An 18,107-nucleotide genomic window follows, 5' to 3' on the forward strand; every position below is an offset into this window, starting at 1 on the left:
TCGCTGGTTGACGCTGGTTGAGCCGGTCCGAGCCGCTGGGTGAGGGCCGTGTCGAAACCCGGGTGCCCGCGAGGGAGAGTCTCCCTGCGTCGTACGTCGGTTTCGACACGGGCTCCGCTAGCGCTCCGCCCGGCTCAACCAACGGGAGGACGGCTCAACCAGCGGGAGGACGGCTCGACCAGCGATGGGGGCCCGGCGCGTCACCGGCGTACGGGCGGAGTTGGCATGATGCACCGGTGACCGGCGGCCGACGACTGACCCGTGCCCAGTGGGCGGTCGCGCTCGCGATCACCGTGGTCGGCGCGCTGCCGCTGGTGTGGACCTATCTCATCGACCAGGACCCGCGCCGCTGGCAGGTCGACGTGCAGGTCTACCGCGACGCCGGCGTGTCCGTGCTCCAAGGGCGACCGGTGTACGAGTGGCTCACCGACGCGCCGCAGTTCTTGCCGTTCACCTATCCGCCGTTCGCCGCGATCCTCGCAATTCCGTTGGCACTGCTGCCTTTCGGCGTGATCGGGTGGCTGTGGTTCGCGCTCCAGCTGGTCGCCGACCTCCTCATCGTCCGGTACGCCGCGCGCGGCCTCCTCGCGCGTACGGGCCGGCACGCGGGCTGGGTTCTCGGGCTGCTGACGGTCGCCGTCCTTCATCTGCTTCCGGTGTCGGACGGGTTCCGCTTCGGGCAGGTCAACGCGTTCCTCGTGCTCGCGTGCCTGCTCGACCTGATGCGCCCGCGGCACCGGCTGCTCGACCGAGTGCCCCAAGGTGTGCTCGTCGGGCTGGCCACCGCGATCAAGCTGACGCCGGGCGTGTTCATCGTCCACTTCATCGTGTCCAAGCAGTGGCGCGCGGCGATCACGAGCATCGTCACCGCAGCGACCGTGACACTGAGCGCGCTGGTGCTGCTGCCGCAGGCGTCGTTCGCGTTCTGGGGCGGCGCGCTGCAGGACCCGGCCCGGCTCGGCCCCAACGACGGCACGTCCAACCAGTCGATCCGCGGTGTGCTGATGCGGCTCGGCATCGACAGCAGCGCGCCGTGGCTGCTGCTCGCCGTCATCGCCGCCGTCGCCGGGTTCTGGGTGGCGCGGCGGGCGCACGAGCGCGGCGACGAGATGGTCGCGGCGGCCGCCGTCGGCATGATGGCGCTGCTGCTCTCGCCGGTCTCGTGGATTCATCACTTCCACTGGCTGGTGCTCGCGATCTTCGCGCTGCTCGGCTCCGACCCGCTGCACCACCCGCGCCGGCTCGTCGCCGGTGTCGGCCTCGCTGTCGTGCTGCTGCTGCACCTGCCCTGGTGGGGTCAGTGGAACCTCGTGAGCGACGGCGAGCGGTTCCCGGCGGACAGCAGCGGCAACCCGTTCTGGACCCTGCTCAACAACAGCTACGGCGTCGCCGCAGCGCTCACCCTGCTCGTACTGGTGTGGCGAGAGGTGCGTCGTCGACGTCCTGGTCGGTCACCGCTGACTCGGGGACGTCGTTCGGGGTCAACCGCCCTGTCGACGCCGCGATCATGATCACCAGCGGGGCGATCACGATCATGCCGCTCGGCGGGATCGCGGTGCCCGAGTCGTTGGACACGAAGCCGATCAGCCAGCAGATCGCGATCGCCGCGAGGCCGTGACCGAGGTAGCGCACCCGGCGGGTCACCTCGGCGACCGGCCGGCCGAGCGTCGACGTCCGCGCGATCAGCACGTAGATCGTGAGCAGCAGCAGCACCGGCACGAAGAAGTTGATCCAGTTGCCGGTCAGCATCGTCCAGTTGGCCCGGATGTTGCGCTGCAGTGAGGTGAGCCGGCCGTCCTCGATCAGCGAGGCCACGAAGTCACCGAGGTGCGTGCGGTACGCCGGTGGGCGCAGGTAGTCCAGGAGGCCCAGCCCGCCGACGAGCAGGAACGTGGCGCCTCCGACGACGAGGATGCGCTTCCAGGTGACGGCCAGGCCCGCCGCGTTGAGCGCGAGGTAGGCGAACGCCGGCAGCAGCGCCAGCGGCCCGCCGGCGTCGGCGCCCCACGCGGGATAGCCGTCGATGATGATCGTCGCGAGCCCGATCACGACGACCGTGAGCGTGGCCAGCCGGCGTTCGCCGCGCAGGATCCACCGGCCGGCGAGCAGCGCGGCCACGAGCAGCGACGTGCTCGCGTACAACGCGTAGCCGACGTTGCCCATGCCGTAGTAGCGGCCGCCGTAGACCGGCTGCAGCCCCATGATCGAGACGAACTGCAACGGGGAGCCGTGCGTGAGGTCGAGCGCGATCACCACGGCGGTCAGGGCCGCGAGCAGGATCGCGGGCCCGGCGACCCAGCGGCGCCACGGACCGCACACCGCCACCGTCGCGAGCACCGCGGCGATGCCGACGATCGACAGGCTGAGCGCCGTGCCGGGGCGTGAGGAGTTCCACCACGGGACCATGCCGACGAGGAACGTCGAGACCGGCATCGCCGCGGTCACGGCGCCCACGCCGACGAACCAGCGTCGTCCCCACGAGCGCCACCTGGACGAGGCGAGCATCGCCAGCCCGGCGAGCGAGGCGACCACCACGGCCAGGACGAAGCGGATGAAGAACGGCGCGACGACGCGGTGCTCGGCGTACAACGCCTGGCTGACGTCGCGGACGTGCTCGATGTTGCGGTCCGCGTCGTCCTGCGGCTGCACACCGGGCTTGCGTCCGTCGAGGATGTACGACGTGTCGCGGTCGACGCGCGAGAGCGCCATCGCGGTGAGGTCGGCGTTCTGCAGGAGGCCGGGCTGGCGGGTCGACGGCGAGCGCAACAGGCCCTTCGGGGTCCGCGGGCCGGCCACGACCGCGGCGCGCATCGACTCGGGCTCGGTGTCGTCGGCGTGCCCGGTGACGACGACCGTGGTGTGCGCGGGGAGCCGGGGCAGCAGGTCGGCGAGAGCCGAGTCCTTCTTGTCGCTGAGCGAGACCATCGTGACCGGGCACTGGGTGAAGTCGGCCTTCGCGACGCTGGAGTAGTAGCGGGCGACGAACCCGTTGTAGTCGGCCGCCCCGACCGCGCCGCCCTTGCCGACGCCGGTGACGCAGCTGCCGCGCTCGCGCAACCGGGTCGCGAGGAGCCCGATGTCAGCAGGGATCGGGCGCTTGAGCGAGATGGTGCGCCACTTCTTCCAGCCCTGGAAGCGGGCACCCTCTCCGACCACCGTCGGGGCGGGCATGCGGTTGCACGGCTCGACCTTGCCGTCGGGTCCGGTCTGGCCCGGGCCGGCGCCGATCGTGGCGCGCGCACCCGCCGAGACCGTGAGCCAGGCGTGCAGCGAGCACGAGTGCGCCGAGATTGCGCGCGTCGCGACGTTGCCGACCGCACCGCGCTGCGCGAGGGACCACAGCGCAGGCGTCGCCTCGGGCGAGACGTCGGCCCACGTGAGCGACGGCATCGACACGATGACGAGCGGGCCGGGCTGGCCGATACCCCGGTGAGCGGGTCGCGCGAGCGCCACGGAGACAGCCAGCGACGCCACCAGGAACGCCACGACCGCCAACGCGGTCGAGACGATCCAGCGGCGGGTCACCCGGCCAGATTACGGAAAGATTCCTGGTAATCGCCTGGGCTGCGCGGCCGGGTGGTGTGCTAAGCGCCCGTGAGACGCCGTCGTACGACGGCTCTCGCGGTGGCTAACCTGCCCAGGGTGACGGCCCAGGACACCCCCGTGCGCTACGGCTACTTCGGCCCGCAGGGCACCTTCACCCAGATGGCGCTCGCGTCGTGGCTCGACTCCGACGAGGCGGCGCTCGCCGCAGCGACCCCGTTCGGCACGGTCGCGCTCGCTCTCGACGCGGTCCGTGCCGGTGAGGTCGACCGCGTCATGGTCCCGATCGAGAACTCCGTCGAGGGCGGCGTGGCGGCGACGCTCGACGCGCTCAACGGCGGTGAGCCGCTGATCATCCAGGGCGAGGTGCTCGTCCCGATCACGTTCGTGCTCGCCGCGCCCGCCGGCACCGACCGGTCGACGATCCGCGGCGTCGGCTCCCACTCCCACGCCTGGCCCCAGGTCCGCGGCTGGATGGCGCAGCACCTGCCCGAGGCGTCGTACGTCCCGACCCTGTCGACGGCCGCCGCGGCCGAGGCGCTCGCGTCCACGGGAGGCGACCGGCCGCCGTACGAGGCCGCCGTGTGTGCGCCGATGGCCGCCGAGGTGTTCGGGCTCGACGTGCTCGCCCGCGACATCGGTGACAACGCCGCTGCTGTCACCCGGTTCGTCGTGGTGTCGCGGCCGGGCTCGGTGCCCGAGCCGACCGGCGCCGACAAGACGACCGTCGTGATGTTCCAGCACGACGACCACCCGGGTGGCCTGCTGGAGCTGCTTGAGCAGTTCGCGACCCGTGGCATCAACATGACCCGGCTGGAGTCACGCCCGACCGGTGCGGCGATGGGCTCGTACTGCTTCTCCATCGACTTCGAGGGGCACGTCAGCGACGAACGCGTCGGCGAGACGCTGGTCGGGCTCAAGCGGGTCTGCGCCGACGTGCGCTTCCTCGGCTCCTACGCCCGCGCCGACCGGCGCCCCGTCCAAGCGACGCCGACGACGACCGACGCGGCGTACGCCGACGCCCGCGCCTGGCTGCACTCCCTACGCGGCTGACCGCCGCCGGCGCGTCCGCGGGGGCTGCGAAATCGGGTTGCCGAGGCGCCGACGCCCGCGAACACTCGGGGGCGATGAGCACTCTGCGTCCGATCGACCTCGCCACCTGGGCCCGCCGCGGGCACTACGAGCACTACACACGCCACCCGTGCACGTACGCCATGACCGTCGAGCTCGACGCGACCCGGCTGCGGGCAGCGCTGCGGATGACCGACCGGTCGACATACGCCGCGCACGTCTGGGCGCTCGCGACCGTCGTCAACCGGCACGACGAGCTGCGTACCGACCGGGACGGCGATGGGCGACCCGCCGTCTGGGACGTGCTGCACCCGGCGTTCACGATCTTCAACGAGGCGACCGAGACCTTCGCGTGCGTGTGCGCGGAGTACGACGCGACGTTCGCGGCCTTCCACGCGCAGTTCGTCGAGGTGGTCGCCCAGCATCGCTCGGCGCCTTCGTTGTTCCCAGAACCGTTGCCGCCCAACACTTTTGACGTGTCGAGCCTGCCGTGGACGTCATTCACCGGCTTCAACCTCAACATCGACGGCGGCTCGGGTCACCTGCGGCCGATCCTCACTCTCGGCCGGTACGCCGAGCGCGCCGACCGCACGCTGCTGCCCCTCGCGGTGCAGCTCAACCACGCGGTGGCCGACGGCTTCCACGCGGCCCGGCTGGTCAACGAGGTGCAGGACCTGTTCGACGACCCGACCTGGCTCGGCTGACCAGGTGCACCGACCCCCTCCCCGACATGCTCGCCCGACTCACCTGAGGCGGTGGTCGGCTGAGCATGCGCAACCGGGTTGCACATACCCGCAACCCGGTTGCGTGTCCTCCGGGGGGGGGGATCCCTGGTCGGCAGCAACGTCAACCACGTTGCGCATGACCGTCAACGACATTGACGGTCGCGGGAGGGCCCTCTCACGCGAGGGCTTCGGCACTGGCCGCCCGACCGGCTGCCCACCCGCGGCCGATCACTTTCATGAGGGCCGGGTAGACCAGCCAGTAACGGAACGGCTTGATCAGCTGCATGTACGCCGCGCCGAACCGTCCGTTGGGCTTGACCAGGACGGCCATCTGACCGCGGTGACCGCCATCGGCGTCGGCGTCGGCGACCCAGCCGATGTGCATGATCGTGTGCACCGTGCGGTTGGCCATCTCGGCCGCCCACTCGTCGGGCAGCTCGTACACAGGCGTGAACGGCAGCGTCGGGAAGTCCGGCCCGCGCGGCACCACGGCCAGGTCTGCGGGCAGCCGGTCGCGCAGCGACGCCACGCGGCTGCCGACCTCGTCGCGCTTCCGGTCGAGCCGCAGCACCGTGCCGATCTTCCAGCGTGCCTCCCACACGAATCGCACCGGCAGCGGCGCATTGTCGGGCCAGTCGCCGCCGGAGGTGATCTGGGCGATCAGGCGCGGCAGGTCGTCCGGGCCGCCCGGCGTCGGCAGCGCCCACACGTCCTCGACCTCGAAGTCCGGCGCGATCTCGTGGATCCGCCACGGTCGGCGGATGTGCTCGGTGGTGGGCAGTCGCATGGCTCGTCTCCCGATCTGTACGGATGCGTACAGATCGAGGCTAGCTGTACTGACCGGGGACGTTGATCGAGCGGCGGTGACTGTATACGATACGGACCGTGCCGTATCGAAATAATGAAACCGCGCCTGTGCGGGGCCGCCCGCGCGACCCGGACCTCGACCGTCGGATCACTGCTGCCGTACTCGAGGTTCTGGGTGAGCAGGGGTTCGAGGCAGTCACGTTCGAGTCCGTTGCCCGCCGATGCCAGACCTCCAAGGCATCGCTGTACCGGCGCTGGCCCTCGAAGCGGGACATGGTGCTGGCCGCGGTGAAGGATGGCCCCGCCCGGCAGGCATCGACACCGATTCCCGTGGGGGCATGCCTGCGCGACGATCTCCTCGCGCTCGTGCGGCGGCTCGCCGAGACCATGCGCTCGGCAGACACCGGGACCGCGTTCATGCTGTTGCAGGCCGGCCTGGAAGATCCCGACCTGTGCGACGCCATCGAGGAAGCAACGGGTCCGACTGGCGCCCGGTTGCCACAGCATGTGATCGATGCCGCCGTCGCACGCGGGGAGCTACCTGCCGGGACCAACGCCTTCGCGTACGAGGAGATCGTCGGCTCGGTGCTGCTTCTTCGGCGGGCCAACGGGCTCGCCGTGACCGACGAATACCTGCAAGCCCTCATCGATGCGCTGGTGATCCCTGCCCTAACGGTCTCGCACCGTTACTCCGGGCTGCCTGCCGCGATCTTCTCCGGCCATCCCACCACCCAACTCGCCAGCATCCCCGCTGCCGAAACGTCCCAGGAGTTCTCATGACCAGCTTCACCATCGACGATTTCACCTACCGCCGCATCGCAGGCGCCGACGGCGTCCACCTCAACGTCGCCGTTGGGGGCGAGGGCCCGGCCGTGGTTCTGCTTCACGGGTTCCCGCAGACGCACTACATGTGGCGTCACGTCGCCCGACTGCTCGCCCAGCAGTACACGGTGATCGTCCCGGACCTGCGCGGCTACGGGGACAGTGACAAGCCGGCCGCCCAGGACGTCAACACGTATTCCAAGCGCACCATGGGCAACGACATCATCACTGTCGTCCGCGAGCTCGGATTCGACAGCTTCGGCCTCGTCGGCCACGACCGCGGCGCGCTCGTCGCCGTCCGCGCTGGCCTCGATCACCCCGAGTCCATCGCCTTCCTCGGCATCCTCGACGTTCTGCCCACCCTCGACACCTGGTCGGTTCTGCAGGGCGTGAACGCCAAGGTGGCCTGGCACCTGTACCTCATGGCCCAGCCCGCTGGGATGCCCGAGAAGATGATCGCTGCAGTCGCCCACGAGTTCTACTCCTCGTTCCTCGACGCCTGGGACCCGCTGGGAATACGTTCACGCCTTCCGAGCGGGACTACTACGTCCAGGCATCGATCGCGTCCACGGACTCGATCGTGGCCGACTACCGAGCGACCGCGGGAATCGACCTCGACATGGACGCTGCCGACCGCGAGCGAGGCGTCCAGCTGTCCATGCCGGTAGCCGCCATCTCCCAGGACTGGGGCTCTCAGCTCGGCTTCGACGCCTCCGCGCTGTGGCGCGCCTGGGCGCCCGACTTCACCTACCAGGCGACCACGAGCGGCCACTTCATGGCCGAACAGAACCCCCAGGAGATCGCCGAATTCGTCCAGGCCCTCGCGCACCGGGCCGACGACCAGCACTGACCACCGCCAACCCGCTGAGGGGCTCATCCGCGCCGGATGAGCCCCTCAGCGCATCCAAGGACACCGATGTCTCACCAAAACGCCGCCCTCACTCCCCGCCATCGCCTGAAGGTCGCCAAACTCGTCGTCGAGGACGGGTGGCCGATCAGCGAGGTCGCCGCCCGTTTCCAGGTCTCCTGGCCGACCGTGAAGCGGTGGGTCGACCGCTACCTCGTCGGCGAGTCCATGTACGACCGCACGTCGCGCCCGAAGACGTCGCCGAACGAGACCCCGAAGACGGTGACGAAGCGGTGCGTCAGCCTGCGAATGCGATTGAGGGAAGGGCCAGTTCAGCTGGCAGCCCGACTCGGCATCGCCCCTTCGACGGTGCATCGAATCCTCACGACGGCACGCCTGAACCGGCTGTCTTACGTCGACCGGGCCACGGGCGAACCGATCCGCCGGTACGAGCACCCCCACCCCGGATCCCTCGTACATGTCGACGTGAAGAAGATCGGGAACATCCCTGATGGGGGCGGGTGGCGCTACGTCGGCCGCAAACAGGGCGAGAAGAACCGAGCCGCCACCCCAGGCAAGCCACGCAATCAGTACGGCGGCCCGAAGCTCGGGTACGCGTTCGTCCACACGGTCATCGATGACCACTCGCGTGTCGCGTACTCCGAGGTCCACGACGACGAGACCGCCATCACCGCCGTCGCCGTCCTGCACCGCGCTGTCGGCTGGTTCGCCGAGCGCGGCGTCACCATCGAACGCATCTTGTCGGACAACGGCGGCGCGTACCGGTCCCATCTGTGGCGTGACACCTGTCAGGCGTTGTCGATCACGCCGAAGAGGACCCGCCCGTACCGCCCCCAGACGAACGGGAAGGTGGAGCGCTTCCACCGGACCATGGCCGACGGGTGGGCCTACGCTCGCTGCTACACCAGCGAGCACGAACGCCGCGACGCACTGCCCGACTGGCTCCACCACTACAACGAGGTGCGTCCGCACACCGCGTGCGCCAACCAGCCGCCCTTCTCACGATTGATCAACGTCCCCGGTCAGTACAGCTAGCAGTGGATGTACGGTGGCGTACACATCAATACGACCGACAGGACGACCGCGCATGGCACTGCCCCGCACGCCCCGCGAACGCTGGGTCGAGGAGGGGCTGCGCGCGCTCGCGGACGGCGGGCCCGACGCCGTACGCATCGAGTCGCTCGCCCAGGCGATCGGTGTCACCAAGGGCGGGTTCTACGGCTACTTCGGCGGACGGCAGGCCTTGCTGGACGAGATGCTCGACGCCTGGGAGAGCAGCGTCTCCGACGACGTCATCGCCGACGTCGAGCGGCAGGGCGGCGACGCCCGCGAGCGGCTCGTGCGCCTGTTCGCCGTCGTGTCGGCCCGCCGCGCCGTGCCGACGGACATCACCGTCGACCTCGCCATCCGGCACTGGGCGCGACGCGACGGCCAGGTCGCGTCGCGGCTGCGGCAGGTCGACGACCGACGCCTGGCCTACCTCGAGCAGCTGCTCGGTGAGATGTACGACGACCCGGCCCAGGTGCGCGCGCGGGCGCGGCTGATGTTCACGTCCTACATCGGCGAGCACTTCATGGTCGACCGGCACCGCGACGACCCGGAGGTCGCCGCGGCGACGACGCGGCTGCTCATCGGCTGAGAGACCGCGGCGTACGCCGGCCGCCTCGTACGTCCGCCGACCGCGGGGTACGCCGGCCCGCGTCCGGCGTACGCGAGGCTGTCGCCTCAGGAGTCGAGCCACCAGCCCTTCGTCAGCCCGGCCGGCCGGCCCGGCTCGATGTAGAACTCGGTGCCGAACGCCGCCGCGAACACCTCGGGCGGCATCGCCATGAACATGCCGATGTCGGTGACCTGGCTGGCGTGCGCCTGCATGGCCGCGCGGCGCTGGTCGAGGAAGTCGGAGACGTCGACCTCCCAGTGGATCTCGGCCTCGGGCGTGCCCATCGGGTTGCCGTCGTCCATCGGGCCGTCGGGGTCGAAGCCTTCCTCGCCGTCGGCCTTCATCGCCTCGGACCACATGCGCATGCGGTCACGGTTCATGGTCGACTCCAGCAGCCGCGGCCGGCGAGCCGCGAGCTCGGCGGCACGGTGACCGACCTGGTGGACCTTGACGTGGTCGGGGTGGCCGTAGCCGCCGTGCCAGTCGTAGCAGGTCAGGATGTCGGCGTCCTCCTCGTCGAGGACCGCCGCGAGCCGCTGGGCCGCCTCGTCGAGCGGCGCCTGGTGGAAGCAGCCGGGGTCGTTGTTCTGGTCCCAGCCGGTCATGCCGGAGTCGGCGTAGCCGAGCCAGGCGATCCGCTGGGTGCCGATCGCGCGGGCGGAGGCCTCGGCCTCGGCGCGGCGGCGGTCGACCAGGGTCTCTCCGGGCGCCAGGTCGTCGGGGACCTCGCCGTGATCGCCGTGGGTGCCGTAGGCGACCACGACACGGTGGCCCTCCTTGGCGGCACGGGCCATCGCTCCGGAGGTCTGGGAGCTCTCGTCGTCGGGGTGTGCGTGGAAGAAGACGATGGTCGTCACTCCGTCCATCCTGCCCGAGCCCACCGACACCGCGCGCCTCCATTCCTGCGCAGGGGTGGGGTACAAACGACAGGTGCCCACCACTGCGCCGTACGGCTCCTGGAGCTCTCCGATCACCGTCCAGCAGCTCACGGCTGCGACCGTCAACCTGTCGAGCACCCGTGTCGACGGCAACGACGTCTACTGGCTCGAGGGGCGACCTGAGGAGCAGGGCCGCACGGTGCTCGTACGTCGACGTGCCGGCTCCACCGTCGACGTCACGCCCGCGCCCTTCGACGTGCGCACCATGGTCCACGAGTACGGCGGCGGCGCGTACGACGTGCGTGACGGACTCGTCGTCTTCTCCGACCGGGCCGACGGTCGGCTCCGTGTCGTCGAGAGCGGTGTCGAGCCGCGCGTGATCACACCGTACGTGGGCGGACCCCTCCTGAGGTACGCCGCCCTGCACCTGGACCTCCCGCGTCGCCGGGTGCTCGCGGTGCGCGAGGACCACCGCGACGACGGCGAGCCGCGCAACGAGATCGTCGCAGTGCCTCTGACCGGCGAGTCCGAGGGCGAGGTGCTTGTCACAGGCCATGACTTCGTCGCCGCACCGCGGGTGTCGCCGGACGGTGAGCGGCTCGCGTGGGTCACCTGGGAGCACCCGAGCATGCCGTGGGACAGCACGACACTGTGGGTCGGCGACGCGGGCGCCGGTCAGGCGCGGGTCATCGACGGGGGCGACGGCGTCTCCGTCAGCGACATCGGATGGTTGTCCGACGGCCGCCTGCTCTACGCGTCCGACCGCTCCGGTTTCTGGAACCTCACGATCGACCGGCAGCCCGTCCATCAGGTCGACCGCGACTGCGCCGACCCGGCCTGGCAGCTCGGTCCACCTGAGTGGTGCGAGCTCGGCGACGGCCGCCTGCTGCTGCGCGAGTGGCACGACGCGAGCGCACGCCTGGTCACTCTCGACCTCGCGACGGGCGGCACCAGCCCGGTCGAGGTCGGCGGGCTGGCCAGCACGACGGGTCCTGCCGTGATCGGCGACGACGTCGTCCTCGTCGCGTCGTACGCCGACCGGCCCGGTGCCGTCATCCGGCTCGACCCGGCGTCGGGCTCGGTCGAGACCTTGCGCGCTGCGCGCGAGCTGCCGTTCGACAGCGACTATCTCCCTCGGGCAGAGCCCGTGACGTGGCCGGGGAGCGAAGGTGCCGACGTGCACGGCTTCCTCTATCTGCCGCGCAACCCCGACCATGCCGGTCCGGACGACGAGCTGCCGCCGCTGATCGTGCAGTCGCACGGCGGGCCGACCGGCCATGTCACGCCGGCCATGCGCGTCTACTTCGCGTTCTGGACCAGTCGCGGATTCGCAGTGCTCGACGTCAACTACGGCGGAAGTACGGCGTACGGCCGTGCGTATCGCCAACGACTGCAAGGCAATTGGGGCATCGTTGATGTCCGCGACTGTGCGTCTGGCGCCCAGGCGATGGCCGACCGCGGGCTCGTCGACTCGACGCGGCTGGCGATCGCGGGCGGCAGCGCCGGGGGCTACACCACGTTGGCCGCGCTGACGTTCGCCGACGTGTTCAGTGCCGGCGTGAGCCACTACGGCATCGGCGACCTCGAAACGCTCGCACGCGACACCCACAAGTTCGAGTCGCGCTATCCCGACAGCCTGATCGGCCCCTACCCCGAGGCGCAGCAGACCTACCGTGATCGCTCGCCGGTGCACTTCGTCGAGCGCATCGACAGCGCGATGCTCCTGCTGCAGGGCGCTGACGACAAGGTCGTGCCACCCAACCAGGCGATCGCGACCGCCGACGCCGTACGCGCCAAGGGTCGCCCGGTCGCTCTGGTCATGTACGAGGGAGAGGGGCACGGGTTCCGTCGGGCCGACAGCATCCAGGACGCCGCGAAGGCCGAGCTGTCCTACTACGCACAGGTTTTCGGCTTCACGCCGGCGGACGACATCCCCGTGCTGGCCATCGACAACCTCACCCCGTCCGACGGCTGAGCGTCTGCCATGCGCAACGGGAAGCCGTGGAACGTCAACATCCACTACGACGACCGTCTCGCCGCGCTCGTCCCGCCCGGGGCGCAGCGTGTTCTCGACGTCGGGTGTGGTGACGGCTTCCTCGCCGCCCAGCTCGCGACGCGTGTCCCTCGCGTCGTCGCGCTCGACCGCGACGCCGGTGTGCTCGACCGTGCCCGCGAGCGGTTCGCCGATGCCGAGGTGGTCTGGGTCCGGGGAGACGCGACCGCCCCGCCGTACGCCGATGCGACGTTCGACGCGGTCCTGTCCAACGCGACGTTCCACCACCTGCCCGATGCGGCCGAGTCGCTGAAAACCCTTGCGGCTCTCGTGCGTCCGGGTGGAGTGCTCGGGATCGTCGGCTTCGCTCGACCGGGCCTGCGAGGGCTTCCGGCCGAAGCCGTGACCCTCGCCGCGCGCGGCGTGGCCAACCGGCGTTGGGGCAAGTGGGAGCACACGGCGCCCATCCACTGGCCGCCACCTCACACCTATGCCGAGCTCGACGCAATCGCACGAAAAACGTTGCCCGGCGGGCGTTCTCGTCGTCTGCTGCTTGGTCGGCACCTGCTCGTCTGGCGACGGCCGGAGGCGTCATGAGCGGTGAGCCGCATCCGATCACGGGCGACCTGTTCGACTCGCCCGTCGCGCCCGGTACGGGTTGGCCGGGCGAACCCGGTACTGCCGCAACGCCGGTCGCGCGCGACGTCGACGACGTACGCCGGCTCGCGGCCTCAGCGGACGACGTCGCCACACTCGACGCCCGGGTCTCGGTCTGTCGAGCGTGCCCACGCCTGGTCGCGTGGCGTGAGGAGGTCGCGCGCGAAGGACGACGGGCGGCGTTCAAGGACCAGCCCTACTGGGGCAGGCCCGGCCCAGGCTTCGGCGACCCCGATGCGCGTGCACTCATCGTCGGCCTCGCGCCAGCAGCCAACGGCACCAACCGAACTGGCCGCATGTTCACCGGCGACCGGTCAGGCGACTGGATCTATGCGGCCCTGCACCGCACGGGGTTCGCCAACCAGCCGACCTCGGAGCACGCGGGCGACGGACTCGCGCTCACCGGCGTACGCATCGTCCCGGCAGTGCACTGCGCGCCACCCGCCAACAAGCCGACGCCCGCCGAGCGCACGACCTGCGGCCACTGGCTCGACCGCGATCTGCAGCTCGCCGAACCCCACCTAGACGCGATCATGACGCTCGGCGCCATCGGCTGGGACGCCGTGATCGCGGCGGCGAGGCGCGTCCGCTGGGAGGTGCCGCGACCCAAGCCCAGGTTCGGGCACGGCGTCGAGGTCGAGCTGCGGTCGGCGTACGGCCCGGTGCGCCTGCTGGGCTGCTATCACGTGAGCCCGCACAACACGTTCACCGGACGACTCACCGAGGACATGCTCGACGCTGTGCTGCGCCGACTGCGCGGCTGACTGCGCCGACTGCGCTGAGCCCAGAGCCAAGGTCACGAATCGGGGACGTTCCACGGCGGGGGGCGACTTCTGCCGCCGGTGTGTCCTGTGATGGCAACGAGTGCCACTCAAGAGGCAGCCGAAGCGTCGAGGGGGAGCGGATGGCTCGGGGCGAGTCCGTCATCGAGGTCGCGCCGGTCACCTCGTCGGCAGCGCCACCGCGCGGTCGCTTCCCGTACGCACGCCTCGCCGGCGCGGCACGGCGTCGCCAGCAGGTCGTGCTCACGGCGGTCGTGGCCGGTCTGGTCGCGTTCGCGGCGCTGCTGCCGCTGATGACCGTCAGCATCGCCCGGACGATGGTCGACAACCGGGTCCAGGACCTCGGGTCACTCGGTCGCACGATCGAGGCGCGAGCCGTCGGCGTCAACGGGCTCGTCCCGCCCGCGCGGCTCGCCCCAGTCGTCGGTGACCAGTGGAACGGCCTCGCGGGTCCGGTCGTGTCGCAGCTCCGGGTGGTCGTGACGCCCGACCCGCCCGAGGCGCAGCGCGAGGTCACCCTGCTGTCGCGCGAGGGCGAGTGCGCCCACCTCCGGCTGACCGCGGGCCGCTGCCCCACCGCGCGGGGCGAGATCGCGGTCTCGGCCGACAGCGCCCGCAAGACCGGCCTGCAGGTCGGCCGCACGGTCAAGGTCACCCAGACCAACGCTCAGTTCCAGGCCGTACGCCGCACGCTGCGGGTCGCGGGCATCTTCGCCCAGCCGCAGGGCGACGACTACTGGCGCGGCCTGGACATCAGCACGGTCCGGACGAAGGCGACGCAGGGCGGCGGCGAGATCGAGCAGCACACCTGGTTGACGGGCGCGGCGACGTTCGCCGGCAAGCTCCCACCGTTCCCCGACCCGGCCAACCCCTTGCCCACAGGCGACGAGAGCCCGAGCACGGTCGGGTGGATCAACGTCGAGACGACCGTCGCGCGACAGCTGAGCCAAGGGGCGCTCAGCTACGACAAGCTCGACCAGGCACGCTCCGCGCTCGCGACGAGCCGCGGCGTCATCCCGCGCACCGGCCCCGACACCCAGCTCACCGAGCAGGTCTCGACGATCGACCAGGCAGTCAAGGGCGACGTCGACCAGATCCAGGTGATCGCGCCGCTGCTGCTCGCCCAGCTCGTCCTGCTGCAGGTGGTCCTCGTCTGGATCGTCCTGCGCGCGCTGCTCACCGGGCGTCGCAGTGAGGTCGCGCTGGTTCGGCTGCGCAGTCCCGGTCGGCGCGGTGCACGACGCCTCCTGCTCGGAGAGCTGGCGCCGCCGATCGTGCTCGCCGTCCCGTTCGGGCTGCTGCTCGCGTACGCCCTCGACGCCCTCGGTCGCGCGACCTGGCTGGGCGGGACGGCCTGGGGCGGCTGGAGCTGGATCGCTCTCGGTGCCGCCGTGCTGGCCGCCGTCGCGTGCGCCGTACTGCTGCGCGTCATGGTCGGGCGGCTGGTCCGCAGCCCGGTGGGCGAGCTGTTGCGCAGCGTCCCACCCCGCCAGAGCCGGTGGTCGCTGTCGGCCGCCGAGGCCGTGCTGCTCACGCTCGCCGTCGCCATGCTCATCACGGTCGCCACGGGCACGCTCACCGGCGGGCCCGTGCTGATGACGCCCATCGTGATGGCGCTTGCCGCCGGGCTCGTGATCGGCGGCCTGCTTGTGCCCGTCGGCAACCGCGTCGCGTCCCGGCTGCTGCGGCGCAGGCGCCTGGCCGGGCTGCTCGGGCTGGCCGACCTCGCGCGTCGACCGTCCACCCGCAACCTCATCCTGGCGATGACCGCTGCCGGAGCGCTGCTCACGTTCACCACCGCCACCATCCAGCTCGGCGGGCACAACCGCCAGGTCGAGGCCGAGGCTCAGGGCGGAGCTCCTGTGCGCGTCGTCGGTACGGACATCTCCGGGGCGACGCCCGTCGGGGGCGTCCTCGAGGTCGTCGACCGGCTCGACCGCGGTCGCGAGCACCTCGCCCCCGCCGTACGGGCTCGGTCGGGCAGCAGCGACGGGCCCGTGATGCTCGCCGGAGAGCCGGCTGCGATGAGCCGGATCGCCTCCCACGCCGGACAGCCCGACCCCTGGGCACTGCTCCCGCGGACCTCGCCGCCGCAGGGCCTGGCCACGGTGTCCGCGCAGTGGTCGGCGCCCGTCGACGGGATGCCGAGCTTCAGCGGTCCGAGCCTGGCGCGGGAGGACCGCGACTACGTCACGGCCGCCCGCGTACCCGTCATCCCCGGCGGCGGACCGCACGCGTTCGTCACGTCGATCACGCCCCAGCTCGCCCAGGAGACCCGCGGCGACAGCGCCTCGGTCGAGATCTGGTCCGACGGCAAGGGCCCGGCCCTCATCAGCCGCGCCGAGGCCGAGCTGCGCAAGGCCGGCTTCCCCGAGGTCACCGTCGAGCGGACGCAGACCCAGCGGCACCAGCTGGACCGGTCGGCGTCGGCGTACGGCCTGCAGCTCGGCCTCGTCGTCGCGGTCGGTGCGGTGCTGGTCGCCATGCTGGTGATGGTGGCCGTGCTGTCGGCGCAGTCGGTCGCGCGCCGTCGCGACCAGTCGGCCCTGCTGCGCGCCGGAGTCGGTCGCGGGGTGCTCGGTCGAGCCCGCCGCCTCGAGATCGGGCTGACGGTGCTGCCGATGGTGCTGGGCGGTCTGGTCGGCTGGGTGGGAGCGCGCCTCGCCGCGCCGAGCGTGCCCTGGTACACCGACGACCCGCCGTACGCCATCGCCGACCACACGCCTCCGGTGCTGACCCCGTTGCTCGCGCTGGTCATCGGACTGGCCCTGGTCGCTGCGGCGTCAGCACTCCTGCGACGAGACCGGAGCAACGCATGACGACCACGACGAGGGTGGGGCTGTCCGTGCACGTCGCGCGGCTCGTGCACATCTACCGCGCCGACGGGCACGACGTCGCGGCCCTGTCCGGTGTCGACCTGAGCATCGACGCCGGCAGCACGCTCGCCCTGCTCGGTCCGTCGGGTGCCGGCAAGTCGACCCTGCTGTCGCTCATCGCGGGCCTGGAACGGCCGACCGCCGGCACGATCACGATCGGCGACGAACGCACCGACCAGCTCGCTGACGGCGAGATGGACCGGTGGCGTGGCGACCGCGTCGCGCTGGTGCTGCAGGGCGGGCAGCGCAACCTGCTGCCCTATCTCTCGGTGCTCGACAACATCCGCATGGCCCAGTGGGGTTCGGTGACGGGTGCGGCCCCCGACCCGGACGACCTGCTGGAGTGGGTCGGCGTCCCCGACGACATCGTCCACCGCAAGCCGGCCGAGCTCACCGAGGCTCAGGCGCAGCTGGTCGCCCTGTGCGTCGGCGCGGCGTCCGGGCCGGGGCTGCTCCTCGCGGACGAGCCGACCGCATCGCTCGCCGCCGACGCCACCCACCAGGTCATCGAGGCCCTCCGGCGGCTCAACGACAGCCTCGGTACGACGATCCTCACCGTCACGCACGACCCCGTCCTCGCGGCGGCGATGGACCGTACGGTCACGATCCGCGACGGTCGCGTCGGTGCACAGGCCCACGACGGTGTCGAGCTGGCGGTCGTCTCGCCCGACGGTGCACTGCCGCTGCCGGACGACGTCCTGGATGAGCTGCCGCCCGGCACGCTGCTGCGGGTGCAGCGCGACGACTCCAGCCAGCACCTGCGCCTGGTCGTCGAGCCCTGGAGCGGACGCGGAGAGGGACGCCCATGATCGAGCTGCACGACGTCGAGCTGCTCGACGACGGCCGGAGGCTCACCGACCGCCCGGTGACGCTCCAGGTCCGACCGGGGCGCTTCACCGCGATCGTCGGGTCGGCCGACGTCGCCAAGACCGAGCTGCTGCGTGTCATCGCCGGCGAACGCCGACCGGACGCCGGTTCGGTGGCCGGGGCACCTGCCGGTGGGGAGGCCGTGTGGATCCCGCAGGGCAACCACCTGAGCCTCGCGCTCACCGCGCTCGAGAACGTCGCGGTCCCGTTGATAGCCGCTGGGATCGAGGGCCCGACCGCGGCCGCGCACGCGCAGGAGGTGCTGGAGGCGGTCGGGCTCGGCGAGTCGCAGGGCCACCTGGTCGAGGAGCTCTCGGGCGGTCAGCAGCAACGCGTCGCGATCGCCCGTGGTCTGGCCCACCTGAGCGCCTACCTGTTCGCCGACGAGCCGACGACCGCACTCGACGCCGGCAACCGGCGCAAGATGCTGCACCTGCTCGCCGAGCGGGCGGCCCACGGCGTCGCGGTCGTCGTCACCACCAACGACCCCGACTCGCTCGCCGGCGTCGCCGACGACGTCCTCACCCTCGACTGACCAGGCGAAATGTGACTTCAAGG

General features: G+C 71.3%; 17 protein-coding genes. 14 read left to right on the top strand and 3 right to left on the bottom strand.

Annotation, left to right across the window (positions count from 1 at the left end; all coding sequences use genetic code 11):
* The first annotated feature begins 236 nt into the window (after positions 1-236).
* Entirely contained in the window at positions 237-1,511 is a 1,275-nt protein-coding gene (locus VV01_RS22585; protein ID WP_071606475.1) for a glycosyltransferase 87 family protein, read from the top strand.
* Here VV01_RS22585 and VV01_RS22990 read toward each other — a convergent pair.
* On the bottom strand, positions 1,399-3,525 hold the full coding sequence (locus VV01_RS22990; protein ID WP_050671541.1) for a DUF2339 domain-containing protein: 2,127 nt from the start codon (positions 3,523-3,525) through the stop codon (positions 1,399-1,401). The genes VV01_RS22585 and VV01_RS22990 overlap by 113 nt on opposite strands.
* Before the next feature lie 117 nt (positions 3,526-3,642).
* Between VV01_RS22990 and pheA the strand changes: the two genes are divergently transcribed.
* Both pheA and VV01_RS20655 read left to right on the top strand, forming a co-directional pair.
* The gene (pheA, locus tag VV01_RS20650) at positions 3,643-4,596 is read left to right on the top strand and encodes a prephenate dehydratase (RefSeq protein ID WP_071606478.1); all 954 of its coding nucleotides are present in this window, start codon (positions 3,643-3,645) and stop codon (positions 4,594-4,596) included.
* A 74-nt stretch (positions 4,597-4,670) separates the two neighbouring features.
* Complete coding sequence (locus tag VV01_RS20655; protein ID WP_050671542.1) at positions 4,671-5,318, top strand: CatA-like O-acetyltransferase; 648 nt, start codon at positions 4,671-4,673, stop codon at positions 5,316-5,318.
* A gap of 196 nt (positions 5,319-5,514) precedes the next feature.
* On the opposite strand, the gene VV01_RS20660 is transcribed toward VV01_RS20655, so the two are convergent.
* A complete protein-coding gene (locus VV01_RS20660) occupies positions 5,515-6,126 on the bottom strand; it encodes a DUF2867 domain-containing protein (RefSeq protein ID WP_050671543.1) in 612 nt (203 codons plus the stop codon).
* A 98-nt stretch (positions 6,127-6,224) separates the two neighbouring features.
* Between VV01_RS20660 and VV01_RS20665 the strand changes: the two genes are divergently transcribed.
* From VV01_RS20665 to VV01_RS20680, 5 genes are all read left to right on the top strand, one after another.
* Entirely contained in the window at positions 6,225-6,926 is a 702-nt protein-coding gene (locus VV01_RS20665) for a TetR/AcrR family transcriptional regulator (protein WP_050671544.1), read from the top strand.
* Positions 6,923-7,636, top strand: a complete 714-nt coding sequence (locus VV01_RS20670) for an alpha/beta fold hydrolase (RefSeq protein WP_331456465.1) — start codon at positions 6,923-6,925, stop codon at positions 7,634-7,636. The genes VV01_RS20665 and VV01_RS20670 overlap by 4 nt, the downstream gene beginning before the upstream one ends.
* Positions 7,627-7,818, top strand: a complete 192-nt coding sequence (locus tag VV01_RS24835; protein WP_331456466.1) for a hypothetical protein — start codon at positions 7,627-7,629, stop codon at positions 7,816-7,818. Before VV01_RS20670 ends, VV01_RS24835 begins: the two co-directional genes overlap by 10 nt.
* Before the next feature lie 66 nt (positions 7,819-7,884).
* Positions 7,885-8,871 (top strand): IS481 family transposase, encoded by a 987-nt coding sequence (locus VV01_RS20675; RefSeq protein ID WP_050671545.1) that lies wholly within the window; start codon positions 7,885-7,887, stop codon positions 8,869-8,871.
* Between the two features lie 52 nt (positions 8,872-8,923).
* Complete coding sequence (locus VV01_RS20680) at positions 8,924-9,475, top strand: TetR family transcriptional regulator (protein WP_050671546.1); 552 nt, start codon at positions 8,924-8,926, stop codon at positions 9,473-9,475.
* 86 nt (positions 9,476-9,561) lie between these two features.
* Here the strand turns inward: VV01_RS20680 and VV01_RS20685 are convergent, their stop codons facing one another.
* The gene (locus tag VV01_RS20685; RefSeq protein WP_197275125.1) at positions 9,562-10,362 is read right to left on the bottom strand and encodes a PIG-L family deacetylase; all 801 of its coding nucleotides are present in this window, start codon (positions 10,360-10,362) and stop codon (positions 9,562-9,564) included.
* 64 nt (positions 10,363-10,426) lie between these two features.
* Here VV01_RS20685 and VV01_RS20690 point away from each other — a divergent pair, with 64 nt between their 5' ends.
* The 6 genes from VV01_RS20690 (at position 10,427) to VV01_RS20715 (ending at position 18,084) form a co-directional block, all read left to right on the top strand.
* A complete protein-coding gene (locus VV01_RS20690) occupies positions 10,427-12,349 on the top strand; it encodes a S9 family peptidase (RefSeq protein ID WP_050671548.1) in 1,923 nt (640 codons plus the stop codon).
* Positions 12,350-12,358: 9 nt separating this feature from the next.
* Entirely contained in the window at positions 12,359-12,964 is a 606-nt protein-coding gene (locus tag VV01_RS20695) for a class I SAM-dependent methyltransferase (protein WP_050671549.1), read from the top strand.
* Positions 12,961-13,788 (top strand): uracil-DNA glycosylase, encoded by an 828-nt coding sequence (locus tag VV01_RS20700; RefSeq protein WP_050671550.1) that lies wholly within the window; start codon positions 12,961-12,963, stop codon positions 13,786-13,788. The genes VV01_RS20695 and VV01_RS20700 overlap by 4 nt, the downstream gene beginning before the upstream one ends.
* Before the next feature lie 140 nt (positions 13,789-13,928).
* Entirely contained in the window at positions 13,929-16,625 is a 2,697-nt protein-coding gene (locus VV01_RS20705) for a hypothetical protein (protein WP_050671551.1), read from the top strand.
* Positions 16,622-17,491, top strand: coding sequence for an ABC transporter ATP-binding protein (locus VV01_RS20710; RefSeq protein ID WP_050671552.1), 870 nt, complete (start codon positions 16,622-16,624; stop codon positions 17,489-17,491). The genes VV01_RS20705 and VV01_RS20710 overlap by 4 nt, the downstream gene beginning before the upstream one ends.
* Positions 17,488-18,084 (top strand): ATP-binding cassette domain-containing protein, encoded by a 597-nt coding sequence (locus tag VV01_RS20715; RefSeq protein WP_050671553.1) that lies wholly within the window; start codon positions 17,488-17,490, stop codon positions 18,082-18,084. Before VV01_RS20710 ends, VV01_RS20715 begins: the two co-directional genes overlap by 4 nt.
* The last annotated feature ends 23 nt before the right edge of the window (positions 18,085-18,107 follow it).

Origin of the sequence: Luteipulveratus halotolerans (assembly GCF_001247745.1) — a bacterium.
GTDB classification, from domain to species: Bacteria; Actinomycetota; Actinomycetes; order Actinomycetales; family Dermatophilaceae; genus Luteipulveratus; species Luteipulveratus halotolerans.

What these genes read in the sequence shown, in the direction of transcription:
- VV01_RS20655 (WP_050671542.1), top strand. Translation starts at nt 4,671, where the DNA reads ATGAGCACTCTGCGTCCGATCGACCTCGCCACCTGGGCCCGCCGCGGG.
- VV01_RS20660 (WP_050671543.1), bottom strand. Translation starts at nt 6,126, where the DNA reads ATGCGACTGCCCACCACCGAGCACATCCGCCGACCGTGGCGGATCCAC.
- VV01_RS20670 (WP_331456465.1), top strand. Translation starts at nt 6,923, where the DNA reads ATGACCAGCTTCACCATCGACGATTTCACCTACCGCCGCATCGCAGGC.
- VV01_RS24835 (WP_331456466.1), top strand. Translation starts at nt 7,627, where the DNA reads ATGCCGGTAGCCGCCATCTCCCAGGACTGGGGCTCTCAGCTCGGCTTC.
- VV01_RS20675 (WP_050671545.1), top strand. Translation starts at nt 7,885, where the DNA reads ATGTCTCACCAAAACGCCGCCCTCACTCCCCGCCATCGCCTGAAGGTC.
- VV01_RS20680 (WP_050671546.1), top strand. Translation starts at nt 8,924, where the DNA reads ATGGCACTGCCCCGCACGCCCCGCGAACGCTGGGTCGAGGAGGGGCTG.
- VV01_RS20685 (WP_197275125.1), bottom strand. Translation starts at nt 10,362, where the DNA reads ATGGACGGAGTGACGACCATCGTCTTCTTCCACGCACACCCCGACGAC.
- VV01_RS20695 (WP_050671549.1), top strand. Translation starts at nt 12,359, where the DNA reads ATGCGCAACGGGAAGCCGTGGAACGTCAACATCCACTACGACGACCGT.
- VV01_RS20700 (WP_050671550.1), top strand. Translation starts at nt 12,961, where the DNA reads ATGAGCGGTGAGCCGCATCCGATCACGGGCGACCTGTTCGACTCGCCC.
- VV01_RS20705 (WP_050671551.1), top strand. Translation starts at nt 13,929, where the DNA reads ATGGCTCGGGGCGAGTCCGTCATCGAGGTCGCGCCGGTCACCTCGTCG.
- VV01_RS20710 (WP_050671552.1), top strand. Translation starts at nt 16,622, where the DNA reads ATGACGACCACGACGAGGGTGGGGCTGTCCGTGCACGTCGCGCGGCTC.
- VV01_RS20715 (WP_050671553.1), top strand. Translation starts at nt 17,488, where the DNA reads ATGATCGAGCTGCACGACGTCGAGCTGCTCGACGACGGCCGGAGGCTC.